Genomic DNA, 20146 nt, shown 5'->3' on the forward strand with positions numbered 1-20146 from the left:
AAAAAATACAGAAAAAGAATTGAAACTTTGTTTTCTCAACTGTGTGACCAATTTATGATAAGAAGAAATTACGCTAAAACTTTTGAGGGGTTTAAGACTAGAATTTTGGCTAAAATCACAACACTGACAACAATCCAATTTCTCAATAAATTTGTATTTCAAAGAAACATTAACAACTTAAAAATAAATCTCGCTTAATAATGCACAACGGGTTATAATATTAATATCTTTATAATTAAAAAATATAGGTTTTCATGTATCATTATTAAATATGTTTAGTTAAACCAACTTTTAAACGCTTTCCATAAACCCTGCCAGCTTGTTGGGTCAACGCTGTATCTAGAATCACCTTGTATACCAGCTGGTGTTTTCATTTCCTTCATCATACCACCATTTTGAACGTGTTGTATACCGTATATTATTGCATAACTATTATTCTTCCCAATATGATTTTTCAAATCATCTCCTCCGCTACCGCACGAATCCTATTGCGTGGTTCTACAATTTAAATATAAAAACATAAGTACGTTATAATATTCAGAATTATTAAATTTGTAATTTTTGCTCATAACGTGTTCTTTTTACCAAAAATTGTAAAAACTTTCATGGTTATCCATAACCACGCGGAAGGAATTGCGCGGCGGCTGGGGTTAACCATCTTCATTTTTTAATTTTCTCTTCCTATTTTAGATGGATAAAAATCATATTTTTTATAAAACAAATTATACAAACTATCTGATTTTTTTTTGCTTTTAGGGACACCGTAACCATGACGATATAACATTTCTAATACTCCTAAACAACTTGGATTATTTTCTTTAATACCTTTTTTAATATAAGAAAATGCCATTTCTTTTTTTTCTTTAGGCAACTTACCAAATAGACTATCATGATAAATACCTTTATTGTTAATTCTTATAATAATTTTATAAACTTCAAAATTAGAATCACACAAACTATATTTATCTGCAACAGTTTTTGATATTTGACAAAAATCTTCCATTTTAGTAGAATCATTATTGTAAGAATAATAATTTAGTAATTCACCATATGAATACGTGTTTCCTGAATCGATACTACTTTTTTTTAAATAATCTAAATACTTTTTGCTATAATCAGGATATAAATTTTTATTCACAACTTTTTTGGGTTGGTCTTTCTGCTGACAAGCAATAAATAATAATAGAGTGATTATAAAATTTATTTTATTTTTCATAAAAAATATTCCTTTTTATCTTATTGAACTCCTGAGCTACCGCAAGATTCCTATCGCCTTACTCTACAATTTAAATATAAAAACACAAAGACGCTCTAACATTCAGAATTATGAAATTTGTAATTTCTGCTCATAACGTGTTCTTTTTACCAAAAATAGTAAAAACTATCATGGTTATCAATAACTACGCTAAAGAATTCGCACGGTAGCGCGGTTATACTTTTTTATTTTTTAAATTTTCAAAAAATAAGTTAGTGAATTTTCATTTTTGTAAAAATAAAAATAGATTATATAAATATATTTGTCAAAGTTTTACTAATTTGAAAAACTACATAAGTATAGTATGACCACATTAAAAGGAGAACATATATTTTTAAGAGCTTTAGAACCCGAAGATTTAGATTTTTTATACAAAATAGAAAACGATGAGTCTATTTGGGAAGTAAGTAATACACAAACTCCTTACAGCAAATTCTTGATAAAGCAATATTTAAAAAATGCGTATCAAGATATTTACGAAGCCAAACAACTAAGACTTGCCATTTGCAAAACCAACACCCACAAAGCCATTGGTTTAATCGATTTGTTCGACTTTGACCCTCGTCATCGTAGGGCAGGAGTAGGTATTGTTATACTAGACCTAAAAGACAGAAACAATGGGTTTGGCAAACAAGCTTTGCAGTTACTTATTTATTATGCTTTTCAAAAACTTAATTTGCACCAATTGTATGCAAATATTGGTAGTACAAATGAAGCTAGTATCAAGCTTTTTACTATTTTTGGCTTCCGTAAAATTGGAATAAAAAAAGATTGGAATTTCATCGGGAGTAATTATGAAGATGAAATTATGTTTCAGCTAATAAATGATAAAGTATGACATTATCTGCAAAAACTAAAAAAATACTATACGCTCTAGTAGCTCTTGGCATCTTAATTTTGGGTGTTTTATGGTTTAAATTTTTTACAAACAATACCCAATCGAAAGATGAGTTTTATGTAACAATACCTACGGGTTCTGATTACCAACAAGTGCAAAAAATTTTAAAGCCTTATGTGAAAAATTGGTCAGATTTTGAGTTTATAGCCAAACTTAGAAAATATCCCGAACATGTAAAATCGGGGAAATTTGTGTTTAAAAATGGTATGAGTGCCTTTGAGCAAGTTTCGTCTCTTAGAAAAAATGTACCTGTAAAATTGGCATTTAACAACCAAGAACGCTTAGAAAATTTAGTAGAAAGACTGAGTGCTCAAATAGAACCCGATACTACGAAATTGCTGCAATCTTTTAGAGATAGTGTGTTTTTGAAAAAAAATGGCTTTACAAAAGAAAATGTTTTAGCGATGTTTTTACCCAATTCGTATGAGTTTTACTGGAATACTTCGGCACAAAAGTTTAGAGATAAAATGCTCGAAGAGTATAAAAAATTCTGGACAAAAGAAAGAGTAGAAAAAGCTCAAAAATTGGGTTTAACACCCACAGAAGTAATTACTTTGGCCTCTATAGTACACAAAGAATCGGTAAAAAAAGATGAACGACCAAAAATTGCAAAAGTATACCTCAACCGTATGGAACAAGGTATGCCATTGCAGGCAGATCCTACGGTTATTTATGCAGTAAAGCAAAAAACAAACGATTTTAATCAGGTTATCAAAAGGGTGTTGCCTCAATATTTACAAACCAATTCACCGTATAACACCTACAACAATTTAGGCTTGCCACCAGGTCCAATAGCGATGCCCGATGTAGATGCTATAGATGCTGTGCTTAACCCCGATAATAACGATTATATTTATTTTTGTGCAAGTACCGAACGTTTTGGTTATCATGATTTTGCATCGACTTATGAACAACATCAAGTAAATGCAAAAAAATATTACGATTGGTTAAATCGTTCTGGAATTAGTAAATAGTGTTGCAAAAAACTATAATCTTCTTATTTTCAATAGTTTCGTGGGCTCAAAATGATACATTATCTTTTTTGAAACCTGCCGATACGTTACATCTTCCTCGAAAAAACGCAGTAATTTTAAGCCAAACTACAGTCGCTACGTCGGCTTTGGTTGGGCTCAATAGATTGTGGTATAAAGATTATCCGCAAAGTAATTTTCATTTTGTAAATGATTACCAAGAATGGTTGCAAATGGATAAACTAGGTCATTTTTACTCTTGTTATCATTTGGCTAAAATAAATTCTGACGCTTTGGGTTGGGCAGGTGTGTCAAGAAAAAACAGATTGCTTTATGGGGCTTCTAGCGGTTTGTTGTTTATGACTATTGTTGAGGTTTTCGACGGTTATTCGGCACAATGGGGTTTCTCGTCTACAGATATGGTTGCTAATACTTTGGGTACAGGGCTATATGTTTCACAAGAATTGATGTGGAAAGAACAACGTATTACACCCAAATTTTCTTTTCATACAACCTCTTTAGCTTCTGCACGACCTACCGCTCTTGGAAGTAGTTTTGCCCAACAACTTCTTAAAGATTATAACGGGCAAACTTATTGGCTCTCGTTTAATGTATATGCTTTTACCAAAAATAAAACCTTTCCAAAATGGTTTAACCTAGCTATAGGCTATGGAGGCGAGAATATGTTTTATGCCCATAAAACAGAAATCGGCGATACACGATACCGACAATTGTATGTAAGTTTTGATGTAGATTTAACCAAAATAAGAACAAAATCACATACTTTAAAAACCATATTTTCTGTTTTAAATACGATAAAATTTCCTACACCTACCGTAGAGTTTTCTTCTTTAAACGGGTGTAAAATGCACTTTATCTACTTTTAGAAAACTTTAACTTGTTGAAAATCAAAGTTGTTGTTTTTTTAGTATCTTTGCCAAGTCAATTTCAGATTTGGTGACAGCAACTGAGAAAAAACAATTTATGATAAAAAAATGGAGTTATTACCTATTAATTTTTTCAATAGTCGCGTTTATTACAACAGGTTTTAAACCTTCTTCACTAAGTAAAAAGTCTTATTCTGATTTTTCTACTTCTTTAGGATTACCCTATCAATTACCCTCTCAAAACACCAACGATTACAACCTAAAAGCTCCCTATTTAGGCAAAACTTTTATGGGTTTTAAAGAAGCTGTGGGATTTAAAGAGTCGCAAGGAAAATACACTTTGGTAAATTCACTGGGTTATATGGGTAAATACCAATTTGGTATTTCGGCGTTAAAAACGGTTGGCGTACACGATAGTGTAGATTTTTTAAACAACAAAAAGTTACAAGAAAAAGCATTTGTAGCACTTATTCAAAGAAATAAATGGAATTTGCGCAAAATTATTAAAGCGTATGATGGTAAAATAATCGATGGTATTTGTGTTACCGAATCGGGTATTTTGGCAGCAGCTCATTTGGGTGGTGCAGGTTCTGTAAAAAAATATTTATATTCTAATGGAGCTAAGAAATGCAAAGATAAATTCGGCACATCAATAAGCCATTATTTAAAAAAGTTTGGTGGCTATGAAACGCATCATATTAAGGCCGATAAAAATGCTCGAGTTCGTTTATAAAATATCCAAACTTCCTTTTCCTTCTCGTACTATTTCTGGTTCGCCTTGCGATAAGTCTATGATGGTTGAAGGTATATTGTCGCCATAACCTCCGTCAATAATCAAATCTACCTTATTTTGCCATTTTTCAAAAATAAGTTCTGGATCGGTAGCATATTCTATAATATCATCATCATCGTGTATAGAAGTGGAAATTATAGGGTTGCCCAATTCTTTTACAATCTCTCGGATAATTGTATTGTCTGGAATGCGAATGCCTACCGTTTTTTTGTTTTTAAATACTTTGGGTAAATCATTACCACCAGGTAAAATAAAAGTGTAAGGGCCAGGAAAAGCTCTTTTGAGCAACTTAAATGTTGAGGTGTCTATTTGCTTCACATAATCTGAAATATGACTTAAATCGTAACAAATGAACGATAAATTGGCTTTTTCAAGTTTAATGCCTTTAAGTTTAGCTACTTTTTCGAGTGCTTTGGTGTTGGTAATATCACAACCTACACCATAAACGGTATCGGTTGGGTATATGATGAGTCCGCCATTTTTAAGCACATCAACTACTTTTTTTATAGCGGCTTCATTGGGTTTTTCGTTGTATATTTTTATGAATTGTGCCATTTTGTGTATTTAAAATTTAATTTTTTCAGAAAGCATTTAGCCAATAATATCTAGTTTCGCAAAGCGAAGCAACAATTTTTTTAGTCCGCCTACATCAAATTTTATTTCGGCTTTTCTGTCGCCTCCAATACCTTCTAGATTTACAACCGTACCTTTTCCAAAACGTTCGTGCATTACTATATTGCCAATATTTAATTTGTTTACTTCGGTACCAGCTTGTTGTGCAGGGGTATTGCTATTGATAGGTTTTAATTTTCTAATAGCACTATTAGGTTTAGGTTCGTTATCGGTAATGTATTTTGGTGGAGTACCCGATACAGGTTTTGAAAGCCTTAGTTTAGACTTGTCAATATCTCCAAAAATATCTACATCAATCATAGGTTTGTAGCGATAACCACTTGTTTCGGCAGGGTTTATATATTCTAAATGCTCATCGTTTATTTCTTCAATAAATCGAGAAGGCTCACAATCTGTGAGTTTACCCCAACGATAGCGTGATTGTGCGTAGGTAAGATAAGCTTGATGCTCTGCTCGAGTAAGTGCTACATAAAAAAGCCTGCGTTCTTCTTCGAGTTCGCTTCGTGTATTTAAACTCATGGCACTTGGAAACAAGTCTTCTTCTAGACCAACAATAAATACATACGGAAATTCTAGACCTTTTGCCAAGTGAATTGTCATGAGCGCCACACGGTCGTCATCGCCCGTATCTTTATCCAAATCGGTAGCAAGGGCAACATCTTCCAAAAACTCAGACAAAGCACCTCTTGCACCATCAATTTCCTTTTGACCTTCTATAAAATCTTTAATACCATTAAGTAATTCTTCAATATTCTCAATACGAGCAATGCCTTCTGGAGTGCCGTCTTTTTTGAGTTCTTGTACCAAACCTGTTTTTTTTGTAACGTGCTCCGCCAAATAAAAAGCATCTTGATTTTGGTCTATAACTTGAAAACTCTTTATCATGGTTACAAAATCTTGTAGCTTTGCTTTGGTACCCGAGTTTAGTTTAAGATCTATTTTGTCTATATGCTCCATAATTTCAAAAATAGAGCGTTTGTAGTGGTTGGCAGCTACGGTAAGTTTCTCTACGGTGGTATCGCCAATGCCTCTGTGCGGGTAATTTATTACGCGTACCAAAGCTTCTTCATCTTTTGGGTTTATTACGAGGCGTAAATAAGCCAACACATCTTTTATTTCTTTACGTTGATAAAAAGATAAACCACCATAAATTCGATAAGGAATGTCTTTTTTTCTAAGAGCATCTTCTATAGCTCTCGACTGAGCATTGGTTCTGTATAATATGGCAAATTGTCCGTTGTGTAGTTGGCTGCGCAGCTTTTGTTCAAAAATTTCGCTTGATACAAAACGCCCTTCTTCGGCATCTGTAAGGCTTCGGTGAACTTTTATTTTGGGACCAAAATCATTGGCAGTCCAAACAATTTTGTCGAGTTTGGTTTTGTTTTTATCTATAACAGAATTTGCAGCTTCTACAATATGCTTGGTAGAACGGTAGTTTTGTTCTAGTCTATAGGTTTTAACGTTTTCGTAATCTTTTTGAAAATTTAAGATATTGCCAATGTTTGCTCCACGAAAAGCGTATATACTTTGAGCATCGTCGCCTACCACACAAATGTTTTGAAAACGATCGGATAAGGCTTTAACAATTAGGTATTGCGAGTGGTTTGTATCTTGATACTCATCTACCAAAATATACCGAAATCTGTCTTGATATTTTGATAATACATCGGGAAATCGATTGAGCAATTCGTTGGTTTTCAAAAGTAAATCGTCAAAATCCATTGCGCCACTTTTAAAACATCGATCAACATAGTTGTTGTAAATTTCGCCCATGCGTGGTTTTTTACTCATCGCATCGGCTTCTTGCAATTCGGGGTTGTTAAAGTAAGCTTTTACAGTAATTAATGAGTTTTTGTATGATGAAATACGACTGTAAACTTGTTTGGGTTTATAGATATCTTTATCGAGTTGCATTTCTTTAATAATTGCCGAAATAAGGCGAACACTATCTTGTGTGTCGTAGATTGTAAAGTTGGAAGGATAACCCAATCTTTCGGCTTCAATGCGAAGAATTTTTGCAAACACCGAATGAAAAGTTCCCATCCATAAATTTTTAGCTTCATTGCTGCCTACAATATCCGAAATACGTTTTTTCATTTCGCGTGCTGCTTTGTTGGTAAAGGTGAGAGCCAAAATATTAAAAGCATCTACTCCTAAACTCATTAAATAAGCAATACGCATAGTAAGTACACGTGTTTTTCCAGAGCCTGCACCTGCAATAATCATCATAGGCCCATCTTTTTGTAGTACAGGGGCTTGTTGGGCTTCGTTAAGTTGTTGAATATATTTTTGCATAGTGTTTTAACAAAACATCAAAAGTACAATTACTCGTAGTTTATTGCAATATTAAATACGATTAATATTTTTGTTTTTTAGCTTTGTTATAAAATGATTTTGTTATGTATTTGTAAAGGATTTATTTAGCTTTTGATGGAAAAAATAATCATAGTAAAACCTAAATTGAAATTGAATTTTATAGTTTTCTAAATAGTAAATTCTAAAAAAATATGTAGGTTTGTAGCACTAATTATTAGAGGAATTAAAGTCTGATAAACCAAAAGGGTACATGTGTAAATAGCCCTGTTTATCAGTAATTTTAGAATAAAAATAAACAAAAACCTATGAATACAGATAAAATACTAGAACTTACTTTTTATACTTTACCTGCCTTAATTACGGCAGGCGTTGCTTATGTTTTTTTGAAAAAGTTTATTCAAAACGACGACAGCAGACGACGTTTTTTATTGATGCGAGAAAACCAAAAGCAAGCCTTACCATTGCGACTACAAGCATACGAAAGAATGGCTCTTTTTTTGGAAAGAATTTCGCTATCTAAACTTATTTTGCGTGTGGCTCCAATAGGTAATGATGTAAAAGATTATCAAAATTTGCTAATACATCATATAGAACAAGAACTCGAGCATAATCTTACCCAACAAATTTATATTACAGATGAATGTTGGAACACAATCTTGAAAGCAAAATCATCGGTTATTCAAATTATTCGCGAAGTAGCTCACGATTCTACAGTACAAACGGTACAACAATTTAGAGAACAAGTATTAAGTGTACAACTCGAAAACGAATCGCCTACCAACCTAGCATTGCAGTATTTAAAAGCCGAATTGCAAACGTTTTTTTAATTATTTTTTTGATTTTGAAAGCCAATTTTCGTAGTATTTTTGAATGATTTCTTGCACCTCTGGCGAGGCTGTTTTTTGAAATTCTAATACTATGTTACGTTGTGCTTCATTTTGAAAATAAGAACGAACGAGCTGACGCACATCGCCATTAAGTTGCCAATTGTAATGTTGCGTTGCTAAGAATAAATTTGCTAAGGCTTCTTTATTTTCGGGTGCTAGTAGGTTTAGAGACCAAAATGCCGATAAGCGTGTGTAGATGTCATGATTGGCACTTGTAAGCTCGTTTAACTCTTTATTAAATTCAAGTGTTTGTTCGGGTTTATAGTGTAATTGTAAAGCCAAACGTAGCCATGTAACACGTAGCATACTATCTTTGTGTGAGTAAATTTCGCTGGTTGCTAACTTTTGCTTTTTTTGTTCATCGCTCATTATAATATTGTTGAGCATATCTTTTTTAATATCGTAACTTGAATTTTCAAACAAGCTGTCAATTATAGGTTGAAAATCTAAAGGGTAATTCGAAATAGCTCTCACAATGGCTTTTTGAACCAGTATGTTTTTGTCTGTAAAAGCAGCTCTTAAAAACTTCTCTTTTTCGGTAAAATTGGTATTAATAAACTTAGAAAGGATAGCTTGTTTCACTACAGCATGTATATTTTTATCTTGTAATAAAGCAATATACAAACTATCTTTTTGATTGTTTTGCCATGTACTTGAAGCACGAACCATTTCTAGATACTTGTATTGTTTCCATTTTTTTAAATACGGATTGTAAATACTATCAAACTTACCATTCTCAAGCCACTTTTTTTGAAAGCTTAGTACATCATATCGAGGTGCTACTTTTTTTATTTCGTTTAAAAAATCGTCTGTTTTTACATTTTGAAACGCATATTTTTTAAGATATTTTTTTACAGCTTTGTCAAATTTTCGTTCTCCAATATCTTCTTTTAAAGCATGTAAAGCCCAAGCACCTTTTTGGTAAAACGAGAGCGAACTTGCCTTTTCATTCAGTATAGGAATGGTATCTCTACTCGAAGCTGTTCGTATCTTTAGCCAATTGTTGTAAAGAGAACTGTAGTAATGATCTTCGCCAAAAATATTTTTTTCTGCCATAAGCGCATAGTAGGTAGCAAAGCCTTCTTGTAGCCAATGGTGTTTGCCTTCGGTAGCGGTTATCAAATCGCCAAACCATTGGTGTGCGAGTTCGTGCGCATTTACATTAATATAATTTTGATCGTTGTACCCCATGTTGTCTACTACATATTCTCGGGCAAAAATAGTTGCGGTTGTATTTTCCATGCCTGCATACACAAAGTCTCTCACCGGAACTTGACGGTACACTTGCCAAGGGTATTTTACTCCAATTTTTTTGTTTAAATAGTCAAACATTTTTTGGGAATAGCAGTACGTAGTTTCAAATTTTGAACTATCAATTGGTTCGATATACCATTCTAAAGGGATTTTATTTTTTGATATACCTTCTTTTTTGTCATACTTTCCAATAGCAAGCATAACCAAATACGAAGACATGGGTTTGGTCATAGCATAACTCCAAGTATAATGACTGCCTTTGCTGTTTAGGGTTTTACTTTGTAATACACCATTAGATAATGCCGTATAATCGGTTCTACAAACAACATCAGTGCTAAAAATAAGTTTTTCATTAACATCGTCAAAACTAGGTAGCCAATGGCTTGTGTATTTCCCCTGACCTTGTGTCCATATTTGAAAATTTTCGTTGTTTCCTACAAAATACAGAGCTTGTTTTGGCGTGGCTTCATAGGTAAATTTCAAAATATTTCTTCCAATGGCAAAACCTTCATACAATACTAATTGTTTTTTGTTATTTTGAAATTGTACGGATTTTTCGTTTAGATATAGACTGTAAAAATCCATGTTTTTGGCATCTATTTTTATAGTATCTACAGGTTGTTTTACATCAAAAGTAAATGTGCAATTCCCAGTGATTGATTTGGTTTCAAAATTTGGAGTAACTTGAGCGTGCAGGGTTAAAAAATCTACTTTTTTATTAGGTTGAGCCAACGTTATACCAAAAAAGAAACTTAAAAATATTACACCCAAAAATTTCATATAATTTTATTTTGACTTTTAATAATTCAAATTTACATTTATATTCGCACAATACAGATATATATTTATGAATTTGCTGGAAACCCCAATAGAATATCTTAAAGGAGTTGGTCCGCAACGTGGTGATTTACTGCGTAAGGAACTCAATATTCATAAGTATTTAGATTTACTTCATTTATTTCCAAATAGATATATAGACAGAACTCGGTATTACAAAATCAATCAATTGGTAAATACTAATTCTGAAGTTCAGGTAGTAGGCAAAATTATTCACATCAAAACAGTAGAACAAGCCAAAGGAAGAACCCGTTTGGTTGCTCTATTTGCAGATGATACAGGTGAAATGGAATTGGTTTGGTTTCAGGGTATAAAATGGATTCGCGAAAGTTTAAAACTCAACGTTCCTTATGTTGCTTTTGGCAAAGCGAGTTTGTTTGGTACTGTTTTTACCATAGCACATCCAGAATTGGAATTACTGCAAGAACATAAAGCTAGTTTGCGAAGTGCCATGCAACCTGTTTATCCAAGTACCGAAAAATTAGCTAACAAAGGAGTTACAAATAGGGCTGTAAACAAAATGATGCAGCAAATTTTTGTAGAAACAAAAGCACTTTTTACCGAAACATTGCCTCAATATTTACTCGATGAGTTGAAGTTGGTGTCAAAAAATGAGGCGTTATTCAACATACATTTCCCAAAAAGTCCCGATTTGTTGGCAAAATCCCAGTTTCGATTAAAATTTGAAGAATTATTTTTTATTCAGTTACAACTTATAAGTAAAAACCTTGTAAGAAAACATAAAATAAAAGGTTATCCTTTTACAACAGTCGGTAATTTTTTCAACGATTTTTATCAAAATCATTTGCCATTTCAATTAACAGATGCCCAAAAACGAGTATTGAAAGAAATACGAAATGATCTAGGCAGTCATGCACAAATGAATAGATTGTTGCAAGGCGATGTTGGTTCGGGTAAAACTATTGTAGCCTTAATGTGTATGCTTTTGGCAAAAGACAATGGTTTTCAAAGTTGTTTAATGGCTCCTACCGAAATTTTAGCAACCCAGCATTTCAATGGTTTGCAAGAACTTGCAAAGCCATTAAATATAACGATAAAATTACTTACAGGTTCTACCAAAACCTCAGAGAGAAAAGATATTCATGAAGGGCTAGAAAATGGAAGTTTGGATATTATAATTGGTACTCATGCTTTACTAGAAGACAAAGTACAGTTTCAAAACTTAGGTTTAGCCATTATAGACGAACAGCATCGTTTTGGTGTGGAACAACGCAGTAAACTATGGAGAAAAGCCACTATACCGCCACACGTTTTGGTTATGACCGCTACACCCATACCAAGAACTTTAGCGATGAGTTTATACGGCGATTTGGATATCTCTGTAATAGACGAATTGCCACCAGGGCGAAAACCAATACAAACCGTTCACCGATTTGATTCCAATAGACTAAAAGTTTGGAAATTTTTAAAAGATGAAATAGCCAAAGGCAGACAAGTTTACATCGTATATCCGTTAATTCAAGAATCAGAAAAAATGGATTACAAAGATTTGATGGATGGTCACGAAAGTATTTCGCGTGATTTTCCTTTGCCACACTATGCTATTTCTATGGTACATGGTAAAATGAAACCCGCCGAAAAAGAAGAAGAAATGCGCCGTTTTGCAGAAGGAAAAACCAATATTATGGTTGCTACTACTGTTATAGAAGTTGGTGTAAATGTGCCCAATGCGAGTGTAATGGTTATAGAAAGTGCAGAGCGATTTGGGCTTTCACAACTGCATCAGTTGCGCGGTAGAGTAGGGCGAGGAGCCGACCAAAGCTATTGTATATTGATGACAGGCTATAAGCTAAGCAATGAAAGCAAAACTAGGCTGGAAACCATGTGCCGTACCAATGATGGTTTTGAAATTGCCGAAGTAGATTTAAAACTTCGTGGGCCAGGTGACATTATGGGTACACAACAAAGCGGTGTGCTAAACCTACAAATAGCCGATTTGGTAAAAGATAGAGATATATTACAATTAGCCCGTGGTTATGCCATAAAATTATTAAAAGACGATCCGGCGATGAACAAACTAGAACATTTAAAAATGCGTGAAGTGTTTATTGAAATGGGCAAAAAGAAAAATATATGGAATTATATAAGTTGAGGTATTTATTGGTAATTGTATTGCATTTGTCAGGATTTTTGCAAGCTCAAGAATTTCATTTTGGAATAGTAAATGATACAGATGGTTACGTCAATTGTAGGACAGAACCAAACAAATTTAGTACAATAAATACTACTTTAAAAACTAATACAGTTGTATATTATTTCTTAGAAACAACTCCGTCAAATTGGATTAATATAAATTATTTTCAGAACGGAAAAGAAAATAGCGGATATGTTTACTATGATAGAATTCAGTCTATTGAAGGTTTCTCAGCTTTAAAAAGTAGCATATTATCAAAAGATGAAATGCTTTTCAAAAACGACAATTACGAGATACTTGTAACCTTACAAGGTTTTGATAAAAAACAGCATAAATTTTCTTACAATAAGCTATATCCATCAACAATAGATAAAATAGATGGCGAAAGTTACTATGGAACAGATGGAAATATGCCTGCTAATGAATTTAAGTCTATAAAAATTAAAAGTCGCAATAAAGTTTTCTATCTACCAGAACATTTTCTAAAAAAACTTTATGAAATTAATTTTAATTTCTTACAAGTTTTTGAAAACGAAAAAAATAATACCATTTATATTTATGGTTTAGGGGGCGACGGAGCAGGAGGTTATGCTATGTTGTTTACAATTACTGATTTTCAAAATTTTGATAGATTTATTACAATTCCTTTTTAGACTTACTGATAGATCTAATCGTTAAATATTACCAAAATCCCCTTAAAAAGTTCTGGTAAAAGTTTATTTTTGATGTTTTCTAAAACATCATTTTATGACTGTCAAAAAAATAGTGCTTTTGCTACTTGTAGTAGCATTAGGAGCCTTAATTGTATATAGAATTACCAAAAATAAAGAGCTTGATGAAAAAGGAGGCAAAGACGGAAAAAAACCTCCCACAGGAGTACAAGCAATAGTACTTAAATCTCAAGAATTTACCAATGTTATATCGGTTTCAGGTTCTGTAGAAGCCAATGAACAAATAGATATTCATAGTGAAGTTTCGGGTGTTGTAAAACATATTTTTTTTACAGAAGGTTCTTTTGTAAACAAAGGGCAAGCGTTATTAAAAATAGACGATTCCGAATTAAAAGCACAATTATCGCAAGCCAAAACCAAACAAGCCTTAGCAGCCGAAAATGCACATAGAGCCAAGCTTCTATTAGAAAAAGAAGCCATAAGCAAAGAAGAATACGATATTACCACCGCCGAATACAAAACATTGCAAGCACAAACCCAACTTATTTTGGCTCAATTGGCAAAAACTACAATAAAAGCACCATTTTCGGGCAAGATAGGTTTGCGGTCAATTTCTACCGGAAGTTATATTACACCCGCTGTATCTATAGCTTCATTAGTAAGTAACAGTCAAATGAAAATTACGTTTTCAATACCCGAAAAGTATGCTCAAAGTATAAAAAATAATACCGAAGTTAGTTGTTCAATACCCAATACGACTATTGTTTTTTCTGCAAAAATTTATGCCATAGAACCAGCCGTTGAAACAACTACTCGTACTTTACGTTTGCGAGCTTTGGCAAATAATGACGAGGGAAAACTTATAGCAGGAACTTTTGCCAAGGTAGATTTGCCTTTGCAACGTATTCAAGATGCAATACTAATACCTTCTGAGAGTGTCATTCCTGTGCAAAAAGGAAAAAAAGTATTTGTTGCGCAAGGCAATAAAGCAAAAGAAATAATGATAGAAACGCTAACCCGAACCGATAAAGAGGTTATCGTTACCAATGGACTAAAAGCAGGCGATACACTTATTACCACCGGAATTATGTCTTTGAAAAATGATGCCGAGATAAAACTTAAAGTAAAATAAGCTATGAGTTTATCAACACTTAGTATTAAAAGACCTGTATTTACAATAGTAATCAATTTAACCATCATATTATTTGGAATTATTGGTTACAGTTATTTAGGTGTGCGAGAATTTCCTTCTATCGATCCAGCACAAATATCTGTACGTACCAACTACACAGGAGCCAATGCCGATATTATAGAGTCGCAAATTACAGAGCCACTTGAAAAAGCAATCAATTCAATAGATGGGATTAAGAACATCACATCATCGAGCAATCAGGGTTCGAGCAACATTACTATTGAATTTAAATTAGAAAAAAACTTAGAAGAAGCAGCCAATGATGTACGCGACAAAGTATCGCAAGCGGTTCGAAGTTTGCCACAAGATATAGATGCACCTCCTGTAGTTTCTAAAGCCGATGCAGATTCAGACCCTATTATTACCATGACCGTGCAAAGCGATACTAAAAATGTATTACAACTTAGTGATTATGCCGAAAATGTAATTGCCGAAAAGCTACAAACCATTCCAGGCGTAAGTAGTGTACAAATTTGGGGTCAAAAACGATATGCTATGCGATTGTGGCTCGACCCAATAAAGCTTACTTCGTATGGTGTAACAGTTTCAGATGTTAGAAACGCATTACAAAAACAAAATGTAGAGCTTCCTTCGGGTAAATTAACGGGAGCTAATACAGAATTGACCGTTAAAACAATTGGGAATTTAGCCACCGAAAAAGAGTTTAATGATATTATTGTTTTTACAAATGGTACAAAAACAGTGCGCCTTAGTGATGTAGGAACCGCCTCGTTGGAAGCCGAAAATTTGGAAACCAAATTAAGTGCCAATGGGCAAGATATGGTTGGGCTTGCTGTTATTCCACGTCCTGGAACGAATTATCTAGATATTGCCAAAGAATTTTATAAACAATATGATCAATTACAAAAAGATTTACCTAAAGATATTACACTCAATATAGCATTAGATAATACTCTTTTTATTAAAAAATCTGTGGTAGAAGTAGCAGAAACACTACTCATATCAATTGTATTGGTAATCTTAATTATCTTTTTATTTTTTAGAGATTGGGGTATTGCATTTAGACCTCTTATAGATATACCCGTATCGCTTATTGCTACATTTTTTATTATGTATTTGTGTGGTTTTTCGGTAAATGTATTAACCCTTTTGGCTATTGTTTTGGCAACAGGTTTGGTAGTAGATGATGGTATTGTGGTAACCGAAAATATATTTAAAAAAGTAGAAGAAGGAATGTCGCCTATAGAAGCTGCCATAAAAGGTTCAAATGAGATTTTCTTTGCAGTAGTTTCTATTTCTATAACACTTGCGGCTGTATTTTTACCTATTATATTTTTAGAAGGATTCGTAGGTAGACTTTTTAGAGAATTTGGTGTAGTAATAGGTGCAGCCGTACTTATTTCGGCTTTTGTATCGCTTACATTAACCCCGATGCTTAATGCGTATTTAATGAAAGAAGGCGGACATAAACCTTCGAAGTTTTATAATTTTACCGAACCTTATTTTATAAAATTAAATAAAGGCTATGCAGCATCTTTAGAAAATTTCATGCACAAAAAGTGGCTTAGTTATCCTATTGTATTACTCTGTTTTGTTCTCATATATTTATTTTTTACGATACTTCCAAAAGAGACAGCTCCATACGATGACAGGAGTTTAGTAATAGCGAGTATTACAGCTCCCGAAGGTGCATCTTATGAATATACAGACAGATTTATGAGCGAATTAACTCAGTTGATAAACGACTCTATTCCTGAGAAAAAAATAGCATTAGTAATAACCGCACCAGGCTTTTTAACATCATCTGTAAATACAGGTCGTATACGATTGGCATTAAAAGCACCCGAAGAAAGAGGTCGTTCTCAAAAAGAACTTGCAGAAGCCTTTACCAAGTGGACAAAAAAATACAATATGGCAAAAGTAGCCGTATCAGAACAACCCACAATAGCCGTAAATAGAAGAGGTGGAATGCCTGTGCAATACATAATTCAGGCTCCTAATTTTGAGAAACTGCGCGAAAAAATTCCGTTATTTATGGAAGAAGCCAATAAAAATGAAACTTTTTCCAATGTAGATGTTAATTTAAAATTTAACAAACCAGAAATCAATGTTACTATTGATAGAGAAAAAGCTCAATCTCTAGGCATTTCTGTACTCGATATAGCACAAACATTACAATTGTCTTTAAGCGGACAACGTTTTGGCTATTTTATGATGAATGGAAAGCAATACCAAGTAATTGGACAATTTGAAAATATAGACCGTTCTACTCCGCTAGACTTGACTTCTATTTTTGTCAAAAATAATAAAGGCGAACTTATTCAAATGGACAATGTTGTACAAATTGCCGAGCAGAGCAATCCTCCGCAGTTGTTTCACAACAACCGATATATGTCTGCCACAGTGTCGGCAGCACTCGCTCCTGGAAAAACAATAAGCGATGGTATAGAAGCAATGAATAGTATCAGGCAAAAAGTGCTCGACGATACATTTACTACAGATTTAGGCGGAGAATCGCGCGATTTTGTTGAGAGTAGTTCCAATACAAGTTTTGCTTTTGGTTTGGCTTTACTATTAATTTATCTGATACTTGCAGCACAGTTTGAGAGTTTTATAGATCCGCTAATTATTATTGTTACTGTGCCTTTGGCTTTGGCAGGATCTTTATTTTCTCTTTGGCTTTTTGGACAGAGTTGGAATATATTTAGTCAAATTGGTACCATTATGCTCATAGGTTTGGTAACCAAAAACGGAATATTAATTGTAGAATTTGCAAATCAATTGCGAGAACAAGGAAAATCTAAATATCAAGCAACTCTCGAAGCCGCAGAATCTCGATTACGACCGATATTAATGACAAGTTTGGCTATTGCTCTCGGGGCTTTACCAATTGCTTTATCTTTGGGAGCTGCATCAACAAGCCGAATAGGTATGGGTGTTGTCATTGTTGGCGGAACCATATTTTCGTTACTACTTACATTATTTGTAATTCCGGCATTTTATATTATGTGGTCTAGACCTAGAAAATTAAATTCAGAATTAGAAGCTATGCAATCATTAGAAAATTAGTCGCATAAAATCGCCATTATTAATGAGTTTGCACAAACAAACCTCACTAAATAGAAAGGTTATATTGTATGTGAATCCTAAAAAAACAAATTATACATATATGAAATCGCCATTAACAACAAGTTTGCGTAAGCAAACACCTATGATTAAAAAGGCGATACCATATGTTACCGCTAAAAAACAAAATTTAAACATATGAAAAAACTATGTAGTTTAGCATGTATTTTACTCATAAATTATGGTTGTTTTTCGCAAGAGAAATTAACCTTAAAAGAAGCTATAACAACCACTCTAGAAAATAATTTTGATATTAAGCTTGCCAAAAATGACACTCAAATATCAAGTATAAACAATCATATAGGCAATGCAGGAATGCTACCAAGTATTACTACTACAATTGCCAATTCGAATAGTTTGCTCAACACTACTCAAACCCAAGGTGATGGTACTGTACGAAAGCTAGATGGTGCAAAAAACATGAACCTAACGTATGGTGTGGGGCTAGATTGGACTGTTTTTGATGGTTTTAAAATGTTTGCAAAAAAAGAACGTTTGGAAACCTTAAAAAAATTAGGCGAACAACAATTGCAAAAAACAATTCTAGAAACGATAAATAGTGTTACCCAAACGTATTATCAAATTGCTTTAACACAAATGCAAATAAAAACAATAGATACGGCTATACTAATTTCTGAACAGCGCTATCAATTGGCAAAAAATAGATATACAATAGGTAAAGCTTCCAAACTAGAAATGCTTAATGCCGAAGTAGATTGGAATAGTGATAAGAGCCAAAAAATACTGTTGCAACAACAATACCAATCTGAAAAATTAACTTTAAATCAGCTCATGTCTAGAGATTTATCTGTAGATTTTTTTGTTGAAGAAACAATACAACTAGACGAGTCTTTAGTGCTTAATGATTTAATACAAGCTTCAGAAAATCAAAATCCAGACATTGTAGGTTATGTTTTGAATGAAAAAATAGCACAGCTTAATCTAAAAGAAACAAAAGCAAATAGATATCCTTTGGTAAGGCTCACTTCGGGGTACAATTTTTCTCGTTCTCAAGCGTCATTGGGCTTCATTACACAAGCTAAAAATAACGGATGGGTGTATGGTTTTAATGCTTCGTTACCTATTTTTGATGGTTTTTCTCAAAGTAGAAACGAAAAAATAGCCAAAGCCCAAATCGATAATGCCAAATTAAAAACGCAGCTTACCAAACAAGACATTCAAACAAAAATACGAATGGCTTATCTCAACTACCAAAGCAATATTGCGCTTTCTAAAATAGAAAAACAAAACACCGAAATTGCCAAACAAAATCTAGATATCACCCAAGCCAAGTTTAATATAGGTACTATAACGCCAATAGAGTACAGAACAGCGCAAGAAAACTATATCAATGCCCAGTTTAGAGCTACACAAGTACTGCAAAACGCTATTTTACAGGAAAATCAATTAAAAATGCTGGCAGGTAACATAAAAATTTAGCAAACATGGTAAACTACAATCCAAAAGATTGGCTCACATTTATTTTTAAATTCCATAAATCAGATACTTTTAGGCAACTATTGCCCATGATGATAGTAATAGGTGTTTATTCGGCAACTATATGTTACTTAGAAATTTCATATTGGAAACTTAGCGAAAGTAGCCATGTAAAAAACTTAACTTTAATGCACACAACAGTAGGCTTTGTGTTATCGTTATTATTGGCTTATAGAACCAACACCGCTTACGACCGTTGGTGGGAAGGCAGAAAAGCATGGGGAAGTTTAGTAAATAACTCTCGAAATTTAGCCATAAAACTTTCAGCGATATTGAGTACCGATGCCGATCGTGCTTTTTTTAGAAAAGCCATACCTATTTATGCCTCTATACTACAAAAGCATTTGAGTAATGAAGAAAGTTCGAAAGTGCTTTTTGAGGAATTGAATTTGCAAATAGACCAACACAATCATAGACCTAATCAAGTTGCAAAATCACTATTTCATAAACTAAACAGTCTGTATAAGAGTGAAAAAATTTCTGGGCATCAATTGATGGTAGTTAATGCAGAATTACAATCATTTACAGATGTTTGTGGCGTTTGTGAGCGTATTAAAAACACACCTATTCCTTATTCGTATAGTGCATTTATAAAAAAGTTTATCTTTTTTTATATCATGACACTCCCTTTTGGTTTTGTATTTAGTTTGGGGTATTATGTTGTTCCGGTAGTTATATTTATTTTTTATGTATTGGCAAGTTTAGAGCTTATTGCCGAAGAAATAGAAGATCCTTTTGGTGGTGATGCTAACGATTTACCTACCAAAAAAATAGCAGAAAACATTAAAAAACAAGTAGAAGAATTACTGTAGA

General features: G+C 33.3%; 16 protein-coding genes. 12 read left to right on the forward strand and 4 right to left on the reverse strand.

The window, feature by feature from the left end; all coding sequences use genetic code 11:
• Positions 1–198, forward strand: a 198-nt coding sequence (locus Q361_RS11750) for a transposase (protein ID WP_146047021.1), incomplete at its 5' end; no start/stop codon positions are given.
• A gap of 469 nt (positions 199–667) precedes the next feature.
• On the opposite strand, the gene Q361_RS11760 is transcribed toward Q361_RS11750, so the two are convergent.
• Complete coding sequence (locus Q361_RS11760) at positions 668–1216, reverse strand: hypothetical protein (protein WP_103726930.1); 549 nt, start codon at positions 1214–1216, stop codon at positions 668–670.
• Between the two features lie 343 nt (positions 1217–1559).
• Between Q361_RS11760 and Q361_RS11765 the strand changes: the two genes are divergently transcribed.
• From Q361_RS11765 to Q361_RS11780, 4 genes are all read left to right on the forward strand, one after another.
• Positions 1560–2093 carry a GNAT family N-acetyltransferase gene (locus Q361_RS11765; RefSeq protein ID WP_103726931.1) on the forward strand — a complete coding sequence of 178 codons (534 nt, stop codon included), beginning with the start codon at positions 1560–1562 and terminating at the stop codon, positions 2091–2093.
• Positions 2090–3127 (forward strand): endolytic transglycosylase MltG, encoded by a 1038-nt coding sequence (gene mltG / locus Q361_RS11770; RefSeq protein ID WP_103726932.1) that lies wholly within the window; start codon positions 2090–2092, stop codon positions 3125–3127. Before Q361_RS11765 ends, mltG begins: the two co-directional genes overlap by 4 nt.
• On the forward strand, positions 3127–4011 hold the full coding sequence (locus Q361_RS11775) for a DUF2279 domain-containing protein (RefSeq protein WP_245874632.1): 885 nt from the start codon (positions 3127–3129) through the stop codon (positions 4009–4011). Before mltG ends, Q361_RS11775 begins: the two co-directional genes overlap by 1 nt.
• A 97-nt stretch (positions 4012–4108) precedes the next feature.
• Positions 4109–4744 carry a peptidoglycan-binding protein LysM gene (locus tag Q361_RS11780; protein WP_103726954.1) on the forward strand — a complete coding sequence of 212 codons (636 nt, stop codon included), beginning with the start codon at positions 4109–4111 and terminating at the stop codon, positions 4742–4744.
• On the opposite strand, the gene Q361_RS11785 is transcribed toward Q361_RS11780, so the two are convergent.
• Positions 4739–5359 (reverse strand): L-threonylcarbamoyladenylate synthase, encoded by a 621-nt coding sequence (locus Q361_RS11785; RefSeq protein ID WP_103726934.1) that lies wholly within the window; start codon positions 5357–5359, stop codon positions 4739–4741. The two genes, Q361_RS11780 and Q361_RS11785, sit on opposite strands and share 6 nt — an antisense overlap.
• A gap of 36 nt (positions 5360–5395) precedes the next feature.
• The gene (locus Q361_RS11790) at positions 5396–7732 is read right to left on the reverse strand and encodes an ATP-dependent helicase (RefSeq protein WP_103726935.1); all 2337 of its coding nucleotides are present in this window, start codon (positions 7730–7732) and stop codon (positions 5396–5398) included.
• A gap of 326 nt (positions 7733–8058) precedes the next feature.
• On the opposite strand from Q361_RS11790, the gene Q361_RS11795 reads away from it, so the two are divergent.
• On the forward strand, positions 8059–8580 hold the full coding sequence (locus Q361_RS11795) for a DUF7935 family protein (RefSeq protein WP_103726936.1): 522 nt from the start codon (positions 8059–8061) through the stop codon (positions 8578–8580).
• Here the strand turns inward: Q361_RS11795 and Q361_RS11800 are convergent, their stop codons facing one another.
• Entirely contained in the window at positions 8581–10674 is a 2094-nt protein-coding gene (locus Q361_RS11800) for a M1 family metallopeptidase (protein WP_103726937.1), read from the reverse strand.
• Positions 10675–10741: 67 nt separating this feature from the next.
• Here Q361_RS11800 and recG point away from each other — a divergent pair, with 67 nt between their 5' ends.
• The 6 genes from recG (at position 10742) to Q361_RS11830 (ending at position 20145) form a co-directional block, all read left to right on the forward strand.
• Positions 10742–12844: an ATP-dependent DNA helicase RecG gene (recG, locus tag Q361_RS11805; protein WP_103726938.1), complete on the forward strand. Its 2103-nt coding sequence runs from the start codon at positions 10742–10744 to the stop codon at positions 12842–12844.
• Entirely contained in the window at positions 12826–13539 is a 714-nt protein-coding gene (locus tag Q361_RS11810; RefSeq protein ID WP_103726939.1) for a hypothetical protein, read from the forward strand. Before recG ends, Q361_RS11810 begins: the two co-directional genes overlap by 19 nt.
• Positions 13540–13633: 94 nt before the next feature.
• Positions 13634–14689 (forward strand): efflux RND transporter periplasmic adaptor subunit, encoded by a 1056-nt coding sequence (locus Q361_RS11815; protein ID WP_103726940.1) that lies wholly within the window; start codon positions 13634–13636, stop codon positions 14687–14689.
• Between the two features lie 3 nt (positions 14690–14692).
• Positions 14693–17779: an efflux RND transporter permease subunit gene (locus tag Q361_RS11820; RefSeq protein ID WP_103726941.1), complete on the forward strand. Its 3087-nt coding sequence runs from the start codon at positions 14693–14695 to the stop codon at positions 17777–17779.
• 195 nt (positions 17780–17974) lie between these two features.
• Positions 17975–19276 (forward strand): TolC family protein, encoded by a 1302-nt coding sequence (locus Q361_RS11825; RefSeq protein WP_103726942.1) that lies wholly within the window; start codon positions 17975–17977, stop codon positions 19274–19276.
• A 5-nt stretch (positions 19277–19281) separates the two neighbouring features.
• Positions 19282–20145, forward strand: a complete 864-nt coding sequence (locus tag Q361_RS11830; protein ID WP_103726943.1) for a bestrophin family protein — start codon at positions 19282–19284, stop codon at positions 20143–20145.
• The last annotated feature ends 1 nt before the right edge of the window (position 20146 follow it).

It is taken from the genome of Flavobacterium croceum DSM 17960, assembly GCF_002917885.1.
GTDB classification, from domain to species: domain Bacteria; phylum Bacteroidota; class Bacteroidia; order Flavobacteriales; family Flavobacteriaceae; genus Flavobacterium; species Flavobacterium croceum.

Bases quoted from the DNA above. Each gene is read 5' to 3' on its own strand.
- Q361_RS11760 (WP_103726930.1), bottom strand. From the start codon at position 1,216: ATGAAAAATAAAATAAATTTTATAATCACTCTATTATTATTTATTGCT.
- Q361_RS11765 (WP_103726931.1), top strand. From the start codon at position 1,560: ATGACCACATTAAAAGGAGAACATATATTTTTAAGAGCTTTAGAACCC.
- mltG (WP_103726932.1), top strand. From the start codon at position 2,090: ATGACATTATCTGCAAAAACTAAAAAAATACTATACGCTCTAGTAGCT.
- Q361_RS11780 (WP_103726954.1), top strand. From the start codon at position 4,109: ATGATAAAAAAATGGAGTTATTACCTATTAATTTTTTCAATAGTCGCG.
- Q361_RS11785 (WP_103726934.1), bottom strand. From the start codon at position 5,359: ATGGCACAATTCATAAAAATATACAACGAAAAACCCAATGAAGCCGCT.
- Q361_RS11790 (WP_103726935.1), bottom strand. From the start codon at position 7,732: ATGCAAAAATATATTCAACAACTTAACGAAGCCCAACAAGCCCCTGTA.
- Q361_RS11795 (WP_103726936.1), top strand. From the start codon at position 8,059: ATGAATACAGATAAAATACTAGAACTTACTTTTTATACTTTACCTGCC.
- Q361_RS11800 (WP_103726937.1), bottom strand. From the start codon at position 10,674: ATGAAATTTTTGGGTGTAATATTTTTAAGTTTCTTTTTTGGTATAACG.
- recG (WP_103726938.1), top strand. From the start codon at position 10,742: ATGAATTTGCTGGAAACCCCAATAGAATATCTTAAAGGAGTTGGTCCG.
- Q361_RS11810 (WP_103726939.1), top strand. From the start codon at position 12,826: ATGGAATTATATAAGTTGAGGTATTTATTGGTAATTGTATTGCATTTG.
- Q361_RS11815 (WP_103726940.1), top strand. From the start codon at position 13,634: ATGACTGTCAAAAAAATAGTGCTTTTGCTACTTGTAGTAGCATTAGGA.
- Q361_RS11820 (WP_103726941.1), top strand. From the start codon at position 14,693: ATGAGTTTATCAACACTTAGTATTAAAAGACCTGTATTTACAATAGTA.
- Q361_RS11825 (WP_103726942.1), top strand. From the start codon at position 17,975: ATGAAAAAACTATGTAGTTTAGCATGTATTTTACTCATAAATTATGGT.
- Q361_RS11830 (WP_103726943.1), top strand. From the start codon at position 19,282: ATGGTAAACTACAATCCAAAAGATTGGCTCACATTTATTTTTAAATTC.